Origin of the sequence: Geodermatophilus sp. Leaf369 (assembly GCF_001424455.1) — a bacterium.
In the GTDB taxonomy this organism is placed as follows: domain Bacteria; phylum Actinomycetota; class Actinomycetes; order Mycobacteriales; family Geodermatophilaceae; genus Klenkia.
In genome coordinates this window covers 467,975-484,037 of sequence record NZ_LMQA01000001.1, presented here as the reverse complement: position 1 = coordinate 484,037, position 16,063 = coordinate 467,975, and the positions used below count along the sequence as shown (strand labels likewise).

At 74.2% G+C, this 16,063-nt stretch carries 15 protein-coding genes and 1 tRNA gene; 14 read left to right on the top strand and 2 right to left on the bottom strand.

What is annotated here, in order from left to right; all coding sequences use genetic code 11:
* Positions 1 to 86 precede the first annotated feature (86 nt).
* Complete coding sequence (dnaG, locus tag ASG36_RS21710; RefSeq protein ID WP_055758954.1) at positions 87 to 2,930, top strand: DNA primase; 2,844 nt, start codon at positions 87 to 89, stop codon at positions 2,928 to 2,930.
* Positions 2,927 to 3,481, top strand: a complete 555-nt coding sequence (locus tag ASG36_RS02360; RefSeq protein ID WP_055758950.1) for a hypothetical protein — start codon at positions 2,927 to 2,929, stop codon at positions 3,479 to 3,481. The genes dnaG and ASG36_RS02360 overlap by 4 nt, the downstream gene beginning before the upstream one ends.
* Before the next feature lie 4 nt (positions 3,482 to 3,485).
* Here ASG36_RS02360 and ASG36_RS02355 read toward each other — a convergent pair whose 3' ends face one another.
* A complete protein-coding gene (locus tag ASG36_RS02355; protein WP_082522724.1) occupies positions 3,486 to 3,695 on the bottom strand; it encodes a hypothetical protein in 210 nt (69 codons plus the stop codon).
* A gap of 116 nt (positions 3,696 to 3,811) precedes the next feature.
* On the opposite strand from ASG36_RS02355, the gene ASG36_RS02350 reads away from it, so the two are divergent.
* A tRNA-Asn gene (locus ASG36_RS02350) sits at positions 3,812 to 3,884 on the top strand.
* 69 nt (positions 3,885 to 3,953) lie between these two features.
* Here the strand turns inward: ASG36_RS02350 and ASG36_RS02345 are convergent.
* Entirely contained in the window at positions 3,954 to 4,925 is a 972-nt protein-coding gene (locus tag ASG36_RS02345) for a helix-turn-helix transcriptional regulator (protein ID WP_055758948.1), read from the bottom strand.
* A gap of 44 nt (positions 4,926 to 4,969) precedes the next feature.
* Here ASG36_RS02345 and ASG36_RS22145 point away from each other — a divergent pair, with 44 nt between their 5' ends.
* The 11 genes from ASG36_RS22145 (at position 4,970) to ASG36_RS02290 (ending at position 16,059) form a co-directional block, all read left to right on the top strand.
* The gene (locus ASG36_RS22145) at positions 4,970 to 5,179 is read left to right on the top strand and encodes a hypothetical protein (RefSeq protein WP_055758945.1); all 210 of its coding nucleotides are present in this window, start codon (positions 4,970 to 4,972) and stop codon (positions 5,177 to 5,179) included.
* Entirely contained in the window at positions 5,176 to 5,832 is a 657-nt protein-coding gene (locus ASG36_RS02335) for a TetR/AcrR family transcriptional regulator C-terminal ligand-binding domain-containing protein (RefSeq protein WP_055758942.1), read from the top strand. Before ASG36_RS22145 ends, ASG36_RS02335 begins: the two co-directional genes overlap by 4 nt.
* A 193-nt stretch (positions 5,833 to 6,025) precedes the next feature.
* Entirely contained in the window at positions 6,026 to 6,811 is a 786-nt protein-coding gene (locus ASG36_RS02330) for a DeoR/GlpR family DNA-binding transcription regulator (protein WP_055758939.1), read from the top strand.
* Entirely contained in the window at positions 6,808 to 8,310 is a 1,503-nt protein-coding gene (locus ASG36_RS02325) for a rhamnulokinase family protein (protein WP_055758936.1), read from the top strand. Before ASG36_RS02330 ends, ASG36_RS02325 begins: the two co-directional genes overlap by 4 nt.
* A 99-nt stretch (positions 8,311 to 8,409) precedes the next feature.
* Positions 8,410 to 9,444 carry an autoinducer 2 ABC transporter substrate-binding protein gene (locus tag ASG36_RS02320; RefSeq protein WP_055758933.1) on the top strand — a complete coding sequence of 345 codons (1,035 nt, stop codon included), beginning with the start codon at positions 8,410 to 8,412 and terminating at the stop codon, positions 9,442 to 9,444.
* Between the two features lie 42 nt (positions 9,445 to 9,486).
* Entirely contained in the window at positions 9,487 to 11,016 is a 1,530-nt protein-coding gene (locus ASG36_RS02315) for a sugar ABC transporter ATP-binding protein (RefSeq protein WP_055758931.1), read from the top strand.
* Positions 11,013 to 12,047 carry an ABC transporter permease gene (locus ASG36_RS02310; RefSeq protein ID WP_082522723.1) on the top strand — a complete coding sequence of 345 codons (1,035 nt, stop codon included), beginning with the start codon at positions 11,013 to 11,015 and terminating at the stop codon, positions 12,045 to 12,047. Before ASG36_RS02315 ends, ASG36_RS02310 begins: the two co-directional genes overlap by 4 nt.
* The gene (locus tag ASG36_RS02305) at positions 12,044 to 13,132 is read left to right on the top strand and encodes an ABC transporter permease (RefSeq protein ID WP_082522722.1); all 1,089 of its coding nucleotides are present in this window, start codon (positions 12,044 to 12,046) and stop codon (positions 13,130 to 13,132) included. The genes ASG36_RS02310 and ASG36_RS02305 overlap by 4 nt, the downstream gene beginning before the upstream one ends.
* Positions 13,129 to 13,905, top strand: coding sequence for a class II aldolase/adducin family protein (locus tag ASG36_RS02300; RefSeq protein WP_055758928.1), 777 nt, complete (start codon positions 13,129 to 13,131; stop codon positions 13,903 to 13,905). The genes ASG36_RS02305 and ASG36_RS02300 overlap by 4 nt, the downstream gene beginning before the upstream one ends.
* On the top strand, positions 13,902 to 14,597 hold the full coding sequence (locus ASG36_RS02295) for an HAD family hydrolase (RefSeq protein ID WP_055758924.1): 696 nt from the start codon (positions 13,902 to 13,904) through the stop codon (positions 14,595 to 14,597). The genes ASG36_RS02300 and ASG36_RS02295 overlap by 4 nt, the downstream gene beginning before the upstream one ends.
* A 1-nt stretch (position 14,598) precedes the next feature.
* Positions 14,599 to 16,059 (top strand): FGGY family carbohydrate kinase, encoded by a 1,461-nt coding sequence (locus tag ASG36_RS02290; protein WP_055758922.1) that lies wholly within the window; start codon positions 14,599 to 14,601, stop codon positions 16,057 to 16,059.
* The last annotated feature ends 4 nt before the right edge of the window (positions 16,060 to 16,063 follow it).

Genomic DNA, 16,063 nt, shown 5'->3' with positions numbered 1-16,063 from the left:
TGGGGACGGCGACCCGGGTCGGGCCGTCCGGGAGGGGGAACGGTGCTCGAGCTGAGCAGGGCCGCAGCGCACGGGACGGGTGTCTGATGGCCGGTGAACGCCGCGGCCGCATCCGCGCCGCCGACATCGCCACCGTGCGCGAGCGCAGCAAGATCGACGAGATCGTCGGGGAGCACCTGCAGCTCAAGCGCGCCGGCGGTGGCTCGCTGAAGGGCCTGTGTCCCTTCCACGACGAGAAGTCCCCGTCCTTCCAGGTCACCCCGACACGCAACCTGTTCCACTGCCTGGCGGGCGAGACCGGGGTGCTGACGGAGGACGGCACCGTTCCGATCCGGGAACTGGCCGGGAAGACCGTCCGGGTGCTCAACGGGAACGGCGGCTGGGTCGAGGCCCCCTTCCGTTCCTACGGCGAGCAGCGCCTGATGAGGGTGACGGTGACCCGGAACGGACGGGTGAAAGAGCTGTTCGCCACCGACGAGCACCGGTGGTTCGTGCCCTCGGGGGCTCTCCGGCAGAACCGCCGGGAGAAGCTGACGACCGACCTCCGGCCGGGCGACCGCCTCTCGCACTCGTTCCCCATGAGCAGGGTGCTCAACCCGGCCACCCGCCCCTCGCCCTTCGGCATCGCACGTGGCCTGGTCTACGGCGACGGCACCCGGGCAGGGGCCGGTTCGATTGCCGTCCTCTACGGGGAGAAGGACGCCGAGCTCGCGCCCTACTTCGACGGGTGTCGATCGTGGTCCGAGGAGCGGGGCACCCGCTACTACGGCCTGCCTGCCTACTTCAAGGAGCAACGGCCGGCCCTGGACGAGGACGCCTCGTACCTCCTGGGGTGGCTGGCCGGCTACTTCGCCGCCGACGGGTGCGTCGCTGACGACGGGGACGCCGTCCTGAACTCGGCCGACCCAGCGAACCTGGAGTACGTCCGCACGCTGTGCACCCGCCTCGGGATCGGCACCTTCGGTGTCGCCAAGCAGACCCGGCTGGGGATCGACGGCGTGATGAGCGACATCTACAACGTCCGCTTCATGACCAAGGGCCTGCCCGAGTCCTTCTTCCTGCTCCGCCAGCATCGGGAGCGGCACATCGGGCGGACCAAGAAGTACGAGCGCAAGAACTGGGTCGTCCGGTCGGTGGAGTGGTCCGACCGGGTGGAAGAGGTCTTCTGCGCCGAGGTCCCCGGCACCCATGCCTTCACCCTCGAGGACAACATCCTCACCGGGAACTGCTTCGGTTGCGGGGAAGGCGGCGACGTCATCTCCTTCGTGCAGAAGATCGACCACCTGACCTTCAGCGAGGCCGTCGAACTGCTGGCCGGCCGGACCGGCGTCCAGCTGCAGTACGAGGACGACGGCGGGCGGCCCACCGGGGCGCCGAACCGGGCAGCGGCCGGACAGCGCGCCCGGCTGGTGGCGGCCAACACCGCGGCCGCGGACTTCTACCAGTCACAGCTGGCCACCCCGGACGCCTCGATCGCCCGCACCTTCCTGGCCCAGCGCGGGTTCACCCGGGAGATGGCCGCGGACTTCGGCTGCGGCTTCGCCCCCGCCGGCTGGGACACCCTGACCAAGCACCTGCGGCAGGCCGGGTTCAGCCAGGAGGAACTCGAGCTGGCGGGGCTGAGCAAGCAGTCCAGCCGGGGCTCCTACATCGACCGGTTCCACCGCCGGCTGCTGTGGCCGATCCGGGACATCACCGGTGACGTCATCGGGTTCGGCGCCCGCAAGCTCGCCGACGACGACCCGGGCCCCAAGTACCTCAACACCCCGGAGACCCCGCTCTACAAGAAGTCCACCGTGCTCTACGGGGTCGACCGGGCCAAGCGCGACATCGCCCGCCGGCACCAGGCCGTGGTGGTCGAGGGCTACACCGACGTGATGGCCTGCCACATCGCCGGCGTCACCACCGCGGTCGCCTCCTGCGGCACCGCGTTCGGCGCCGAGCACATCAACGTGCTGCGCCGACTGCTGATGGACCAGGACGAGTTCCGCGGGGAGGTCGTCTACTGCTTCGACGGCGACGCCGCCGGCCAGGCCGCGGCGATGAAGACCTTCGCCGAGGACCAGCGCTTCGTCGGTCAGACCTTCGTCACCGTGGAGCAGGAGGGCATGGACCCCTGCGAGCTGCGCCAGGCGCACGGCGACACCGCCGTGCGCGACCTGGTCGCCCGCCGGGTGCCGCTGATCGCCTTCGTGCTGAAGACGACGCTGGCCGGCTACGACCTGGACACCGTCGAGGGCCGGGTGCAGGCGCTGGAGAAGGCCGTGCCGATGGTCGCCGGGATCAAGGACCACGCGCTGCGCCCGGCCTACGCCCGCCAGCTCGCCGGGATGCTGGGCAACACCGACGAGGCCGAGGTGCTGGCCCGGGTGCGTGCGGCGACGGGGGAGGACAAGCCGACGGCGGGCCCCCGCCCGCGGCAGAAGGCGCCCACCCGGTCCGCCGACGACGCCGCGTTCTTCATCGAGCGCGAGGCCGTCAAGGCCGCCCTGCAGTCGCCGGAACTGGCCGGGCCGGCGTTCGACGCCGTCCCCGAGGCGGCCTGGACGCACCCGGACTACGCCGCGATCGCCGCCGCGGTCACCGCCACCGGGGGCGCCGCGGCCGCGACGATCACCGGCATGGCGTGGCTGGACGTCGTCCGCGAGCACTGCGACCGGGACAGCGCGCAGGCGCTGCTCACCGAGCTCGCCGTCGAGCCGATGATGGCTCCCGGCGAGGAGGTGGACAGCGGCTACGTGCAGGCCGTCGTCGCCCGGCTGCTGGAGATGCACGCCGTCCGCCGGGTGGCCGTGGCCAAGGGCAAGCTGCAGCGGATGAACCCGGTCGAGGCCCCCGAGGAGTACACCCGGGTGTTCGGCCAGCTCGTCGCGCTGGAGCAGGAGGCCCGGTCGTTGCGCGAGCGGGCCATGGGCGGCGTGGTCGGGTGAACCCGCTGGCCCGGCTGAGACAGCGCTTCGGGCGACCGCCCGAGCAGGTCGCCGCGGCCGCGGGTGCCGAGGACGTGCTTGCCTGGGGCGCGCGGTCCTCCGGCGGGTGGCTGGCCGCCACGTCGGCCGGCCTGCGCGCGGTGCCGGCCGGCCCCGACGACGGCGCACCGGACCTGCTGCCGTGGCACCTGGTCGGGCACGCCCGCTGGGCGGCCGCGGCCACCGGGGGGACGTTCGCCGTCACCCCGCTGGTCGAGGTGGAGCCCGGCGTGCAGGCCCGCGGCGCGGTGACCCGGCACGTGCTCAGCGACGCGGGGGAGCTGCCCGCCGTGGTGCGCCGCCGGGTCGACCAGACCGTCGTGGCCAGCCAGCGGCACCCGCTGCCCGCCGGGGGCGGTGTGGTGCTGGTGGCCCGCCGGGTGCCCGGTCAGGCCGCCCGGGAGTGGAGCGTGGTCTTCGACGACGACGCCGACCGGGACGACCCCGCCGCCCGGCAGGTCGCCCGGGAGCGGCTGGCCGCCGCCGTGGACTCCGACGACGCCAGCCGCTGACGCCTCAGGGCCGCTCGGACCCACCCCGTCGTCCGACGAGGGAGCTGACGGCCGCCTGGGCCTGGGCCTGCGCGACGCCGGCGGCCGACTGCAGCCGCGGGTCGTCCTTGGCGTGGTCGTAGGCACGGCGGATCTGGTCGTACCGGCCGCGGCCGGCCTTGGCACCCAGCACGTAGCCGGCACCGAAGCCGGCGAGGAAGGACAGCTTGGCCACGAGGGACCTCCTGGGTGGGGGCTGGGAAACCGCCGACGCTACCGGCCCGACACCCGCGGGGGCCCCTCCCGGGGAGGCGGCTGCCGTGGGGTAATCTCGTCCCGCGCACGACGCCTTCCCCCGTAGCTCAATTGGCAGAGCATTCGACTGTTAATCGAACGGTTTCTGGTTCGAGTCCAGACGGGGGAGCAGCAGAGCCTGGTCAGACCTCGGTCTGACCAGGCTCGTCCTGTTCCTGGGCCGGTCCCCGCTGCGCGGTCACCGGTCGAGGAGGCCGCAGAGGGCGCTGCCCCGGGTCGTGCGCACCACCCACGTCTGCTTGGCGTGCGACACGGTCTCCACCAACCCGGCGTCGCGGAGACGGCTGCAGTGGTGGCTGACGGTGCTCGGCGCCTTGTCCAGCGTCCGGGCGAGGGCCCCGACCGTCCTCGGCCGGTCCAGGGCGCGCAGCAGCTGGGCGCGGGCGGCGCCCATGACGATCACCAGGGGGTCGCGGCGGGGCAGGTACGCCTCCTGGCTGACGGCCGGCAGGGCTCCCCGGACGGCGTAGCCCAGGCACAGGCAGTCCGCGTCGTCCGGTGTGACGCTCCAGGCGTCGGGCCCGCTCAGCATGGGCGCCAGGCGCAGCCGCCGCGGCGGCGCGAACGGCCGCACGTCCCGGAGGTAGGGCATCCGCAGTTCACCGTCCCGGACGGTGACGTGCCGGGACAGCGATCCCAGCACGACCGGGAAGGCCGACTCCCGGAGCGCGGCGGCGATCAACGGCCCCTCGACGTCGAGCCGGGCGCGGGCGCGGTCCCAGGCGACCGACAGCACGGGGGAGGCGGCCGTGAGGGTGCCGGCCACGGCACCGAGCCAGGCTCGAGGGTCCTCGGCGGCGGCCGACCACCGCGCGGGCGGTCGGCCCGCGTACTGGTCGTGGATGCGCTCGGCGACCGCAGCGGGATCGGCGTCGGCCACGGCGGTGGCCATCTCCTGGACCCAGTGGGACGTGTCGGCGACGACCGGGGCCATCGCCTCGGGGAAGAACGGGTCCGCGCTGAGCCGCAGGGGGGCGTACGCCGTCAGCAGCTCCCGGCCCACCAGGGAGGTGATGCCGTGCCGGATGCCGGTGGGCACGCTGCTGTCCTGCAGCCACATCCGGCGCAGCAGCGAGTGCGCGGTGAGCCCCGGCCGGTGGATGATCTCCGGAGCGGCCTCGAGCTCGGTCATGTCGACGATGACCGCCATCTGACCTCCCAGGTCGTGGGATCGACACCTGCGGACCGCCCATCATGACCGGCGACCGCGCCGGGGGAGAACCCTTCGACCGTCGTCGAAGCGTCTCGGCCGCACCGACCGACGCCTCCGCCCGGACGCCGCGGGAGGTCGACGACGCGGCGGTCACCGGGGACCCGTCGACCGGCGTCGAAGGGATCGCCGGCCGGGAGAGCACCCGCCACGGTGGGGAGGTGATGACCCGCGACGCCGTCGACGACCGGTGAGCCCCCTGCAGGGCCCCGCCGACGCGGCCGCCCCGCCCCCGGGCTGCGGGAGGGAGGTGGCCACCGGGCGCCGGCGGGGGCGACCGCGGAGCCCGGAGCTGACCGAGCGGTTCCTGGCGGCGGTCGAGGAGCTTCTGGCCCGTCGCGGCCTGCGGGCCCTGTCCTCGGACGGACTGGCCACCGACGTGGGGGCCGGGAAGGCGGCCTTCTACCGGCGGTGGCCCGACGTGGTCGCCGCGGCCGCGGAGGTCGTGGCCAGGACCCGGCTCCTGGCCTGCCCGGCCGACCAGGGGTCCCTGACCGCGGACGTGGCCCAGCTGTCGGTGTTCCTGACCCGACCGATGTCGACGCCCGAGCGGGCGGTCGGCGCGCTCGTCGGCGTGCCCGACGACCGGGTCCGCTCCGCCTTCCGGGACGCGCTCGACGGGCCGGCGGAGCAGGTCCTGCGCGAGCTGCTCGGCCGCGCGGGCGACCGGGGCGAGACGGTGGGTGGCGCGGAGCCGACCGCGGTGGCGGTCTTCTTCCTCCGGTCGCTGGTCCTGAGCCGGCTGGCGTCCGGGCCCGTGGAGGAGGAGACGGCTGCCGGCGCCGCCAGCGTCCTGCGCAGGCTCCTGGCCGGACCGGTGGTGCCGTCCGACCCGGGCCCCCGCTGACCCGACCACCCGCCTCCCGGGGCGTCGGTCCCCGGTCGGGGCGACGTCCGCAAGTCGGGGCTTTCGCACGACAAGCGCCATGCTTTCGTGATGCTTTCGTTGTTTGACGTTCGCTTTCGGTCACTCGTAGGTTGCGCCCTGGGTCACAGAGACCCAGCTCACGCAGCCCCCCGGCCGAGAGGACCCCCGCACCGTGGTCGCACTGGACGAGTTCGCCCGCTCGGAGGTGATCCTCAACGAGCTGGAGAGCCGGGGACGCGTCCAGGTGACCGACCTCGCGACCCAGCTGGGCGTCTCCACGGTGACCATCCGCAAGGACCTCGAGGCCCTCGAGCAGCGGGCCGCGCTGCGCCGGGTGCGGGGCGGCGCCGTCTCCACCCGGACCGCCGACGAGGGCGCCTTCGAGACCCGGCTGCGGCACCGGCAGGCGGCCAAGACGGCCATCGCCGAAGCAGTCGCGCCGCTGGTCCGCGACGGCGACGTCATCGCCCTGGACTCCTCCACGACGTGCTGGTACCTCGCCGCGCAGCTCGTCGACCGGCGCGGCCTCGTCGTCGTCACCACCAGCCTGCCCACCGCGACGCTGCTCAGCGAGCGCACCGACGCCACGATCGTCATGCCCGGCGGCGTCGTGCGGCGCTCGGCCCGCTCGCTGGTCGGCCACGTCGGCGACGTGCTGGCCGGACGCGGCCGGATCGACCGCGGCTTCCTCGGCGGGCACGGCATCTCCGCCGAGCGCGGCCTGCTCGACCTGGCCGGCGAGGAGGCCGCCGCCAAGGCCCAGCTCGCCGAGGCGTGCGACGAGGTCTACGGCCTGCTCGACGCCAGCAAGTTCGGCAGCTTCTCCATCCACACCTGCGTCCCGGTCGAGCGGCTCACCGCCGTCTACACCGACTCCGGCGTCGACCCCGCGGCCGCCGCCGCGGTCAAGGACGCCGGCGTGCCCGTGCACGCCGTCGAGCTCGAGGCCCTCCGATGACCGCGGGGAGGACCGTCGCCGCCGTCGACCTCGGCGCCGAGAGCGGCCGGGTCGTCGCCGCCACGTTCGACGGCGCGAAGCTGCACCTGGACGTCGAGGGCCGGTTCGCCAACGGCGCCACGGTGGCCGCGGACGGCCTGCTGCGCTGGGACGTGGACACCCTCTGGACGCACGTGGCGGACCTGCTGGCGGCCCTCGCCGCACACACCCCGGTCGCCTCGGTCGGGGTGGACACCTGGGGAGTCGACTACGGCCTGCTCGCCGCCGACGGGTCGCTGGTCGACCAGCCCACCTGCTACCGCGACCCCCGCCAGGCCCGGGCCATGCGCGAGGCGGTCGCCCGGATCGGCGCCGACCGGCTCTACGGCGCCGCCGGGATCCAGACCATGGAGATCAACACGGTCTTCGCGCTCATGGACGACGCCGCGCACACCGACCGGCTGGACCGGGCGCAGACGCTGCTGATGATCCCGGACGTCTTCCACCACCTGCTCTCGGGCACCCGCGTCACCGAGTCGACCGCGGCGTCGACCTCGGGGCTCTACCGCAGCGACACCCGGGCCTGGGCCACCGACGTCGCCGAGGCGCTCGGCATCCCGGCCCGGCTCTTCCCCGAGGTCGTGGACCCCGGCACGGACCTGGGCCCGGTCACCGGTGCCCTGGCCGACCGCGGGCTCGCCGGCACCCGGGTCATCACGCCCACCGGCCACGACACCGCCGCGGCCGTCGTCGGCACCCCGTTCGCGACCCCCGGTGGGCTCTTCATCTCCTCGGGCACCTGGTCGCTGATGGGCGTCGAGCGCGACACCCCGCTGATCACGCCGGGGACCCTGGCGGCGAACCTGACCAACGAGGGCGGGTACGCCGACACCACCCGGCTGCTGCGCAACGTGATGGGCCTCTGGGTGCTGCAGGAGTGCCGGCGGCAGTGGGCCGCCGAGGGACACGACCTGGACTACGCCGAGATCGCCGAGCTCGCCGCGGCCGAGCCGGCGCTGCGCAGCATCGTCAACGTCAACGCCCAGGACTTCCTGGCCCCCGGTGACATGCCGGCCCGGATCCGCGCCTACTGCGCCCGGCACGGCGACCCGGTGCCCGAGGGGGTCGGTGCGGTCGCCCGCTGTGTCGTGGACAGCCTCGCGCTGGCCTACCGGCTCACCGCCGAGGACGTCGCCACCGTGACCGGGCAGGCGCCCGCCTCGGTGAACGTCACCGGCGGCGGGGCCAACCACCGACTGCTGGCCCAGGCCACCGCCGACGCCACCGGGCTCCCGGTGCACTGCGGGCCGGTCGAGGCCACCGCGCTGGGCAACGCCGGGGTCCAGCTCATCTCCCTGGGCGAGCTCGCCGACCTGGCCGACCTGCGCCGCGTCGTCGCCGCCTCGACCGAGCTGCGCACCCACGAACCACGTCCCGACGACCGCTGGGACGCAGCCGCCGCGCGGCTGCGCGACCTGGTGGAGCGCGACGACCACGCCCGGGGACTCCGCAGTCCCTGACCCAGACCACCCGGGGAGCCAGTGCCCGGGAGACCCACCCGCCAGCCCACAGGTGGCGGCCCCTCAGCGGGGACACCCCGCTTTCACGATGGAGTGATCATGAAGGCAGTGCACTACAAGAGCCTGGTGGCCGGGATCGGCCTGTCCCTGGCCCTCACCGCCTGCGGGCAGGGCGACGGCGGTTCGGCCGGCGGCGACAGCGGCTCCGGCGGCGGCGACGCCAGCGGCCCCACGGTCGCCTACGTCCCCAAGCTGCAGGGCATCCCCTACTTCGAGGCCATGAACGCCGGCGGCGAGGCCGCCTGCGAGGAGCTCGGCTGCACCTGGCTGTACCAGGGCCCGGTCGAGGCCGATGCCGCCGCGCAGGCCGACATCGTCCGCTCGTTCATCCAGCAGGGCGTCGACGTCCTCTTCGTCGCCCCCAACGACCCCGACTCGATGGCCCCGCTGCTGCAGGAGGCGCGCGACGCCGGGATCGCCGTCGGCACCACCGACACCGACGCCCCCAACTCGGTGCGCGAGGTCTTCGTCAACCAGGCGACCGCCCAGGGCATCGGCGAGACCCTCACCGACCAGATCGTCGAGGCCATGGGCGGCAGCGGCCGCTACGCCATCGTCTCCTGCGGTGAGACGGCCGAGAACCTCAACAGCTGGATCGAGGTGCAGCGGGAGTACACCGCCTCGGAGTACCCCGACGTGGAGCTGACCGACGTCGTCTACGCCGGTGAGGACCAGGCCGCGGCCACCCAGATCGCGACCGACCTGCTCAACGCCGACCCGACCCTGACCGGCCTCGTCGGTGAGTGCACCTCGGCCGCCCCGGGCGTCGCGCAGGCCGTGCAGGACGCCGGCCGCGTCGGCCAGGTCTCGACCGTCGGCCTGGGCACGCCCATGTCGATGGCCGACTACCTGGAGGACGGCTCCTCCTCGGCCAGCGTGCTGTGGGACGTGCAGAACCTGGGCTACCTGACCGCCTGGGCCGGCACCCAGCTCGCCGAGGGCACCGCCTTCGAGGCCACCAACGACGTCAGCTCCGACCTCTCCGGGATCGAGTACGACGAGGCCACGAAGACCCTGCTGCTCGGCCCGCCGCTGGTCATCACCTCGGACAACGTCGGCGACTTCGACTACTGAGCACCACCCACCCCAGAGACCACCCCCGGAGGACCCCCGGACATGACCGCAGACCCCGCTCCCGCGACGCCCGCCCGGCTCGAGGTCGCCGGCGTCGCCAAGCGCTTCGGCGCGGTGCGCGCCATCCGCAACGCCGACATGCGGGTCGAGGCCGGCAGCGTGCACGCCCTGGTCGGGGAGAACGGCGCCGGCAAGTCCACGCTGATCAAGATCCTTTCCGGCGCCGAGACGGCGGACACCGGCACGATCGAGTTCGACGGCGCCCCGGCCAGCATCGCCACCACCGGCGACGCGATGGCCCTGGGCATCGCCACCGTCTACCAGGAGCCGCAGCTCTTCGCCGAGCTCACCGTCTCCGAGAACGTCTTCACCGGCCGCGAGCTCACCCGCGGCGGCCGGATCGACTGGGCCGCGCAGAACGCCAAGGTCGTCGACCTGCTCGAGCTGATCGGGTTGCCCGGGCGCTACGCCACGGTCGCCGTCGGACAGCTCTCGATCGCCGAGCAGCAGCAGGTCTCCATCGCCAAGGCCCTCGCCGGGGACGCCCGGGTGCTGATCCTCGACGAGCCGTCGGCGATCCTCACCGACACCGAGGTCGAGGTGCTCTTCGGCGTCGTCCGCCGGCTGGCCGCCTCCGGCGTCTCGATCATCTACATCTCGCACCGGCTCGACGAGCTGTTCACCATCGCCGACACCGTCACCGTCATGCGCGACGGGCAGACCATCGGCACCCACCCGATCGGCGAGCTGACCGTCCGGAAGATCGTCGAGCTGATGGTCGGCGGCATCCTGGACGACGCCCGCCACGAGCGCACCGTGCCCGAGGGCGAGCCGCGGCTGGAGCTGCGCGGCCTGGGTCTCGCGGGCCGGTTCCACGACGTCGACGTGACGATCCGACCGGGGGAGATCGTCGGCCTGTACGGCCTGGTCGGCTCCGGCGTGGCCGAGATCGGCGCGACGGTCTACGGGATGAGCCGGGCGACGTCGGGCTCGATCGTCATCGACGGCCGCGAGGTCAGCCCGCGCTCCCCGCGGCAGGCCCAGAAGCTGGGCATCGCGCTGCTGCCGGCCAACCGCAAGCAGCAGGGCCTGTTCGGCTTCCAGCCCATCTCCTTCAACATCTCCGCCGGCCACCTGCCGCTGCTGTCCCGGCTGGGCTGGCTGGACCGCCGCAAGGAGCGCGAGGTCGCCCGCTCCTCGATCACCCGGCTGTCGGTCAAGACGCCGAACGAGAAGCAGGCCGTCTCGATGCTCTCCGGCGGCAACGCCCAGAAGGTCGTGCTGGCCCGCCAGCTCGTCGAACGCCCCCGTCTCCTGGTCCTCGCCGAGCCCACCCAGGGCGTCGACGTGGGGGCCAAGGAGGAGATCCACCGCATCATCACCCAACTCGCCGACGACGGGACCGCCGTGCTGATCGTCACCTCCGACCTCGCCGAGGCCATCCGCATCTCCGACCGGCTGCAGGTCGTCCGGGCCGGGACCACCACCGTCGAGTTCGGCCCGGGCGCCACCCAGGTCGACGTGCTGGCCGCCGCCGCCGGCGCCGTGGACGAGGCGGGGGTGCCGGCATGAGCGCCCCCACCGCCACCCCACCCGCCGGCCCGGTCGGCGAGGTGACGCACGAGGCGAAGGCCCGCGGTCGGGTGCTGCCCAGCCCGGTCACCGGCCAGGAGGTCGTGCTGATCGTGGTGATCTCGGCGCTGTGGCTGGCGCTGAGCCTGGCCACCCCGGCGTTCTTCACCAGCGGCTCGATCATCCCGCTGCTGGTCTCGATGAGCCCGATCGCGCTGATCGGCGTCGGCATGACCATCGTGATCATCACCGGCGGCATCGACGTGTCGGTCGGCAGCGTGGTGATGGTGTCCTCGGTGGTCACCGCCCAGGCGCTGGTCGACAACGGCCTGTCGCTCCCGCTGGCCGTGCTGCTCTCCGTCGTCGTCGGCGGGGTGCTCGGCCTGGTCAACGGCGTGCTCATCGCCTACGGCCGGGTGCAGGCCATCATCATCACGTTCGGCACGCTGAACCTCTTCAAGTTCCTCGGCCTGCAGTTCTTCGGCTCCTCCACCGTCGAGGGCATCCCCGCGACGCTGGCCTTCTTCGGCCGCGGCGAGGCCGGCCGCACCCTCGGCGTCCCGCACAGCTTCCTGATCATGCTGGTGATAGCCGCGGCGGCCTGGTGGTACCTGCGGCACACCGCCGGCGGGCGGCACTTCTACGCCATCGGCGGGGACGCCGTCGCCGCCCGGCTCGCCGGGGTGCAGGTCCGTCGCCGGGTGCTGCTGGCCTACGTGCTCACCGGCCTGCTGTCCGGGCTGGCCGCCTGCTTCGTGATCGCCCAGGGCACCTCGAGCCTGGCCGCGTCGGTGGGGGCGGGCACCGAGCTCGCCGTCATCGCCGCCGTGGTCATCGGCGGCACCTCGATCACCGGCGGTCGCGGGTCGGTGCTGGGCACCGTGCTCGGCGCGCTGCTGGTCCAGACGGTCAGCACCGGCGTCACGCAGCTCGGCTGGCAGTCCCAGCTGTCCGACCTGTTCGTCGGGATCTTCATCGTCATCGCCGTCGGCGCCGACATCGTCCGCCAGCGGACCCGGAGGACCTCATGAGCACCATCGCTCCCGCTCCCGTCACCGAGAAGGCCGCGCCCGGCGGGCCCTCGCTCGGTGCCCGGCTGCTGAAGATCGCGCTGACCCAGCGGATCGCCCTGCTCGTGCTGCTGCTGGTCGCCGTCGTGCTCACCATGACGACGCTCAGCCAGAACAACTACCTCAGCGCCCCGTACAGCCCGTCGTACATGGCCTCCACGCTGATCAACCTCGTGCCGCTGGTGCTGCTGGGCCTGGCCCAGCTGCTGGTCATCACCTCCGGCCGCGGCGGCATCGACCTGTCGGTCGGCGCGATCGTCTCGCTGACCGGCATGGTGTTCGGCTTCGCCTACGGCGAGTGGGGCTGGTCGCTGTTCCCGGCGCTGCTGCTGGCAGTCGCCTTCGGTGCGCTCTGCGGCGCCCTGAACGGCGTCCTCGTGGCCTACGTCGGCTTCCCGGCACTGATCACCACGCTGGCCACGTACTACGCCTTCCGGTCCCTGGCCCTGGTGATCAACGACCAGCAGCCGATCAGCACCCAGCCGATCCAGGACCTCTACTCCACGGCCGCGACCGTGCAGCTGCCGTTCCTGCCCGAGTCCTTCCCCCGGGTGCCGCTGGGCATCTTCACCTTCCTGATCCCGACGGTGATCGTGGTGTGGCTGGTGCTGGCCCGCACCACCTGGGGTCGCCGGCTCTACGCGGTGGGCACCAACGACGTGGCCGCCGAGTGGACCGGCATCGACGTCCGCCGCACCCGGTTCACCGCCTACGTCGCCGCGGGCGCCATCTCCGGCCTGGTCGCGGTGGTCACCGTCGCCCAGTTCGCCTCCGCCCGGCCCGACGCCGGGGTCTCCGGCACGGGCATGGCGCTGCCCGCGATCACCATCGCCGTCCTGGGCGGCGTCGCCATCACCGGCGGCATCGGCCGGGTCGCCGGCGTCGTGCTCGCCGCCCTGCTCATCGTCTGGCTGAACGCCGGGATCCTGCTCGCCGTCCCGGGCAACACCGGCAGCCAGCTCCAGCTCCTGGCGCTCGGCGCCGTCCTCGTCTTCGCCGCGCTCCTCAACGGCATCACCAACCGCCGCTACGGAGGCACCCAGTGACCGCGACGTGGGACCCCTCACTCGTCAGCCCCGAACTCGTCCAGCTCACCCGTGACCTGGGCGAACCCGCCCGCGACCTGGTGATCCTGGCCGAGGGCAACACCTCCCAGCTGCTCGCCGACGGCCGGGTGGTCGTCAAGGCCTCCGGGTCGAACATGCGGACGTCGACGGCCGAGGACTTCGTCGTCGTCGACGTGCAGCCGCTGGTCGACCTGATGCGCGACCCCCGCTCGACCCAGGCCGACCTGACCGCCGCCCTGGACGCCGGGGAGCACGAGGGCCGCCGCCGCCGCGCCTCGATCGAGACGCTGGTGCACGTCGCGGCCCAGGCGTTCGCCCCCACCGCGTTCGTCGGGCACACCCACCCCACCCCGGTGGTGGCGCTGCTGGCCAGCGTGCACGCCGCCACCGCCTACGACCGGTTCGTCTACTCCGACGAGGCCGTGGTCATCGGCCGCCCGTTGTTCGTGCCCTACGCCCAGCCCGGTGTGAAGCTCGGCCGGGTCTACCTCGAGGGCCTGACCCGGCACTGGGAGACCCACGGCGAGCTGCCGCAGCTGGTGCTGCTGGGCAACCACGGGATCGTCGCGCACGCGCCGACTCCCGCCGGCATCGAGGGCGTCTCGCAGATGGCGGTCAAGGGCGCCCAGGTGCGGACGGCGGCCTACGCGGCCGGCGGTGTGGCGCCGCTGCCCACCGACTCCGTCGAGGAGTTCTTCGCCCGCGACGACATCGAGGAGCGCCGGCGGAACCTCGCCGGGGGCGTGCTGTGACCCTGCCCGCCGAGCTGCGGGCGGTGTTCCTCGACGTCGGGGGGCCCGTCTACGACGACGAGAACTTCGTGGCCGCCGTGCTCACCGCCCTCGACGAGATGCGCGCCGCCGCCGGGCAGCCCCCGGTGGAGCGGGCCGCGTTCCGCGCCGTCTACGACCGGATCCGGGCCGCGCAGGGCGGGTCGCTGCGCACCGCGCTGGCCACCGAGCTGCTGGGCGACCCCGCGGCCCGCGGCGAGCTGCACGAGCGCACCCGGGAGCACTGGCTGCACCCGGCAGGCACCGCCTACGACGACGTGCTGCCGTTCCTGGAGTCACTCCCCGACGACGTGGTGGTCGGGGTCCTGGCCAACCAGGAGGCCACCGTCGTCGACGCACTCACCCGCGACGGCGTCGCCGAGCACGTCGACGTCTGGGGCGTCTCGGCGATCGTCGGGCACGAGAAGCCCAGCCCCGAGCTCTTCCGCTGGGCGCTGGCGCAGGCCGGCACCGACCCCGCGCACGCGGTGCACGTCGGCAACCGGCTGGACACCGACGTCCGGCCCGCCGCCGCTCTCGGCCTGGGCACCGTGTGGGTGCTGCGGGGCGAGGCCCCCGACCACCCCACCCCCGAGCAGCTGGCCGAGCCCGACCTCGCCGTCCCCGGGCTGACCGGGCTGGCCGACCTGCTGCTGCACTCCGCGGGGGTCTGAGGTGTCCGCAGCCGGCCCCGTCGTCCTCGGGGTGGACCTGGCCACCGCCGCCGTGCGGGTGGTCGCCGTCGACGCCTCGGACGGCACGGTGCTCGCCCGGGCCACCGGCCCGCTCGGCGCCCCACGCACCCCGCGACCGGGCTGGGTGGAGCAGGACCCCGGGCACGCGGCCGGCGCCCTCATGGCGCTGTCCCAGGTCGTCCGCGACCTCGGTCCCCGGGCCGCGGCGGTCGCTGCGCTCTCGGTGACCGCCACCTCGGGCAGCGTGGTCGCCACCGACGACGCCGGCCGTCCCGTCGGTCCGGCGCTGCTCTACTCCGACGACCGGGGCCGGGGGCTGGCCGAGGCCGCCCTGGGCGGTCCGGCCGGGTCCTCGTCCACCATCGGCCGGCTGCTCTGGCTGCTCGGTCAGCCGGGCACCGCCCCGGCCCCGGGACGCCGCTACCTGCACGTGCCCGACCTGGTGGTCGCCGCGCTGACCGGGGAGCTGGTCACCGACACCTCGCACGCGCTGAAGGCCGGCATCGACGCGGCCGCCGGCAGCTGGCCCGACGTCCTCACCGCCGCGGGGGTACCGGCCTCCTGCCTGCCCCCGCTGGTGCGGCCGGGCACCCCCGTGGGCACCGTGCTGCCGGCGGTGGCCACCGGGCTGGGGCTGCCGCCGGGGGTGGTCGTCGTCGCCGGGATGACCGACGGCTGCACCGCGCAGATCGCCGCCGGCGCCGTCCAGCCCGGCCAGACGATCGGCGTGCTGGGCACCACCCTGGTGCTCAAGGGGGTCAGCGACCACGAGGTCGCCACCGCCGGCGTCTACTCCCACCTCGCCCCTGACGGCAGCTGGTGGCCCGGGGGCGCCTCGAACACCGGGGCCGGCACGCTCACCGCCGACGACGACCTCGCCGGCCTGGACGCCGCGGCGCTGGCCGCCGGTCCGTCCCCGCTCACCTGCTACCCGCTGCCCGCTCCGCCCCGGCGCGGTGAGCGCTTCCCGCTCACCGACCCGGACGTGACCGCGTTCCTGGTCGGCCCCGGCGCGGACACCGCGGACCCGGTCGCCCGGCACCGTGCCGAGCTGGACGGCGTCGCGTTCGTCGAGCGGCTCGGGCTCGAGCGGCTGGCCGCCCTCGGCGTGGCCAGCACCGACCACCGGGTGGTCGGCGGCGGCAGCGGATCCCGCGAGTGGCTGGTCGTCCGGGCCAGCGTGCTCGGTCGGCCGGTCACCCGGCCCGCCGAGCCCAGCAGCGGGTCCGGGGCCGCCCTGCTCGCCGCGACCGCGCTGGAACCCGTCGCCGGGCGTGCCCTGGGTGACGTCACCTCCCGCGCGGTGCGCCCGGAGCTGGTGGTCGACCCCGACCCCGCCCAGGTCGCCGGGCTGGAGGAGGGCTACCAGCGCCTCCTCGCCGAGCTGCGCTCCCGCAGGCTGCTCGACCCCCACCTCCTCCCGCCTGCGGTGCCCGCGTGAGCAC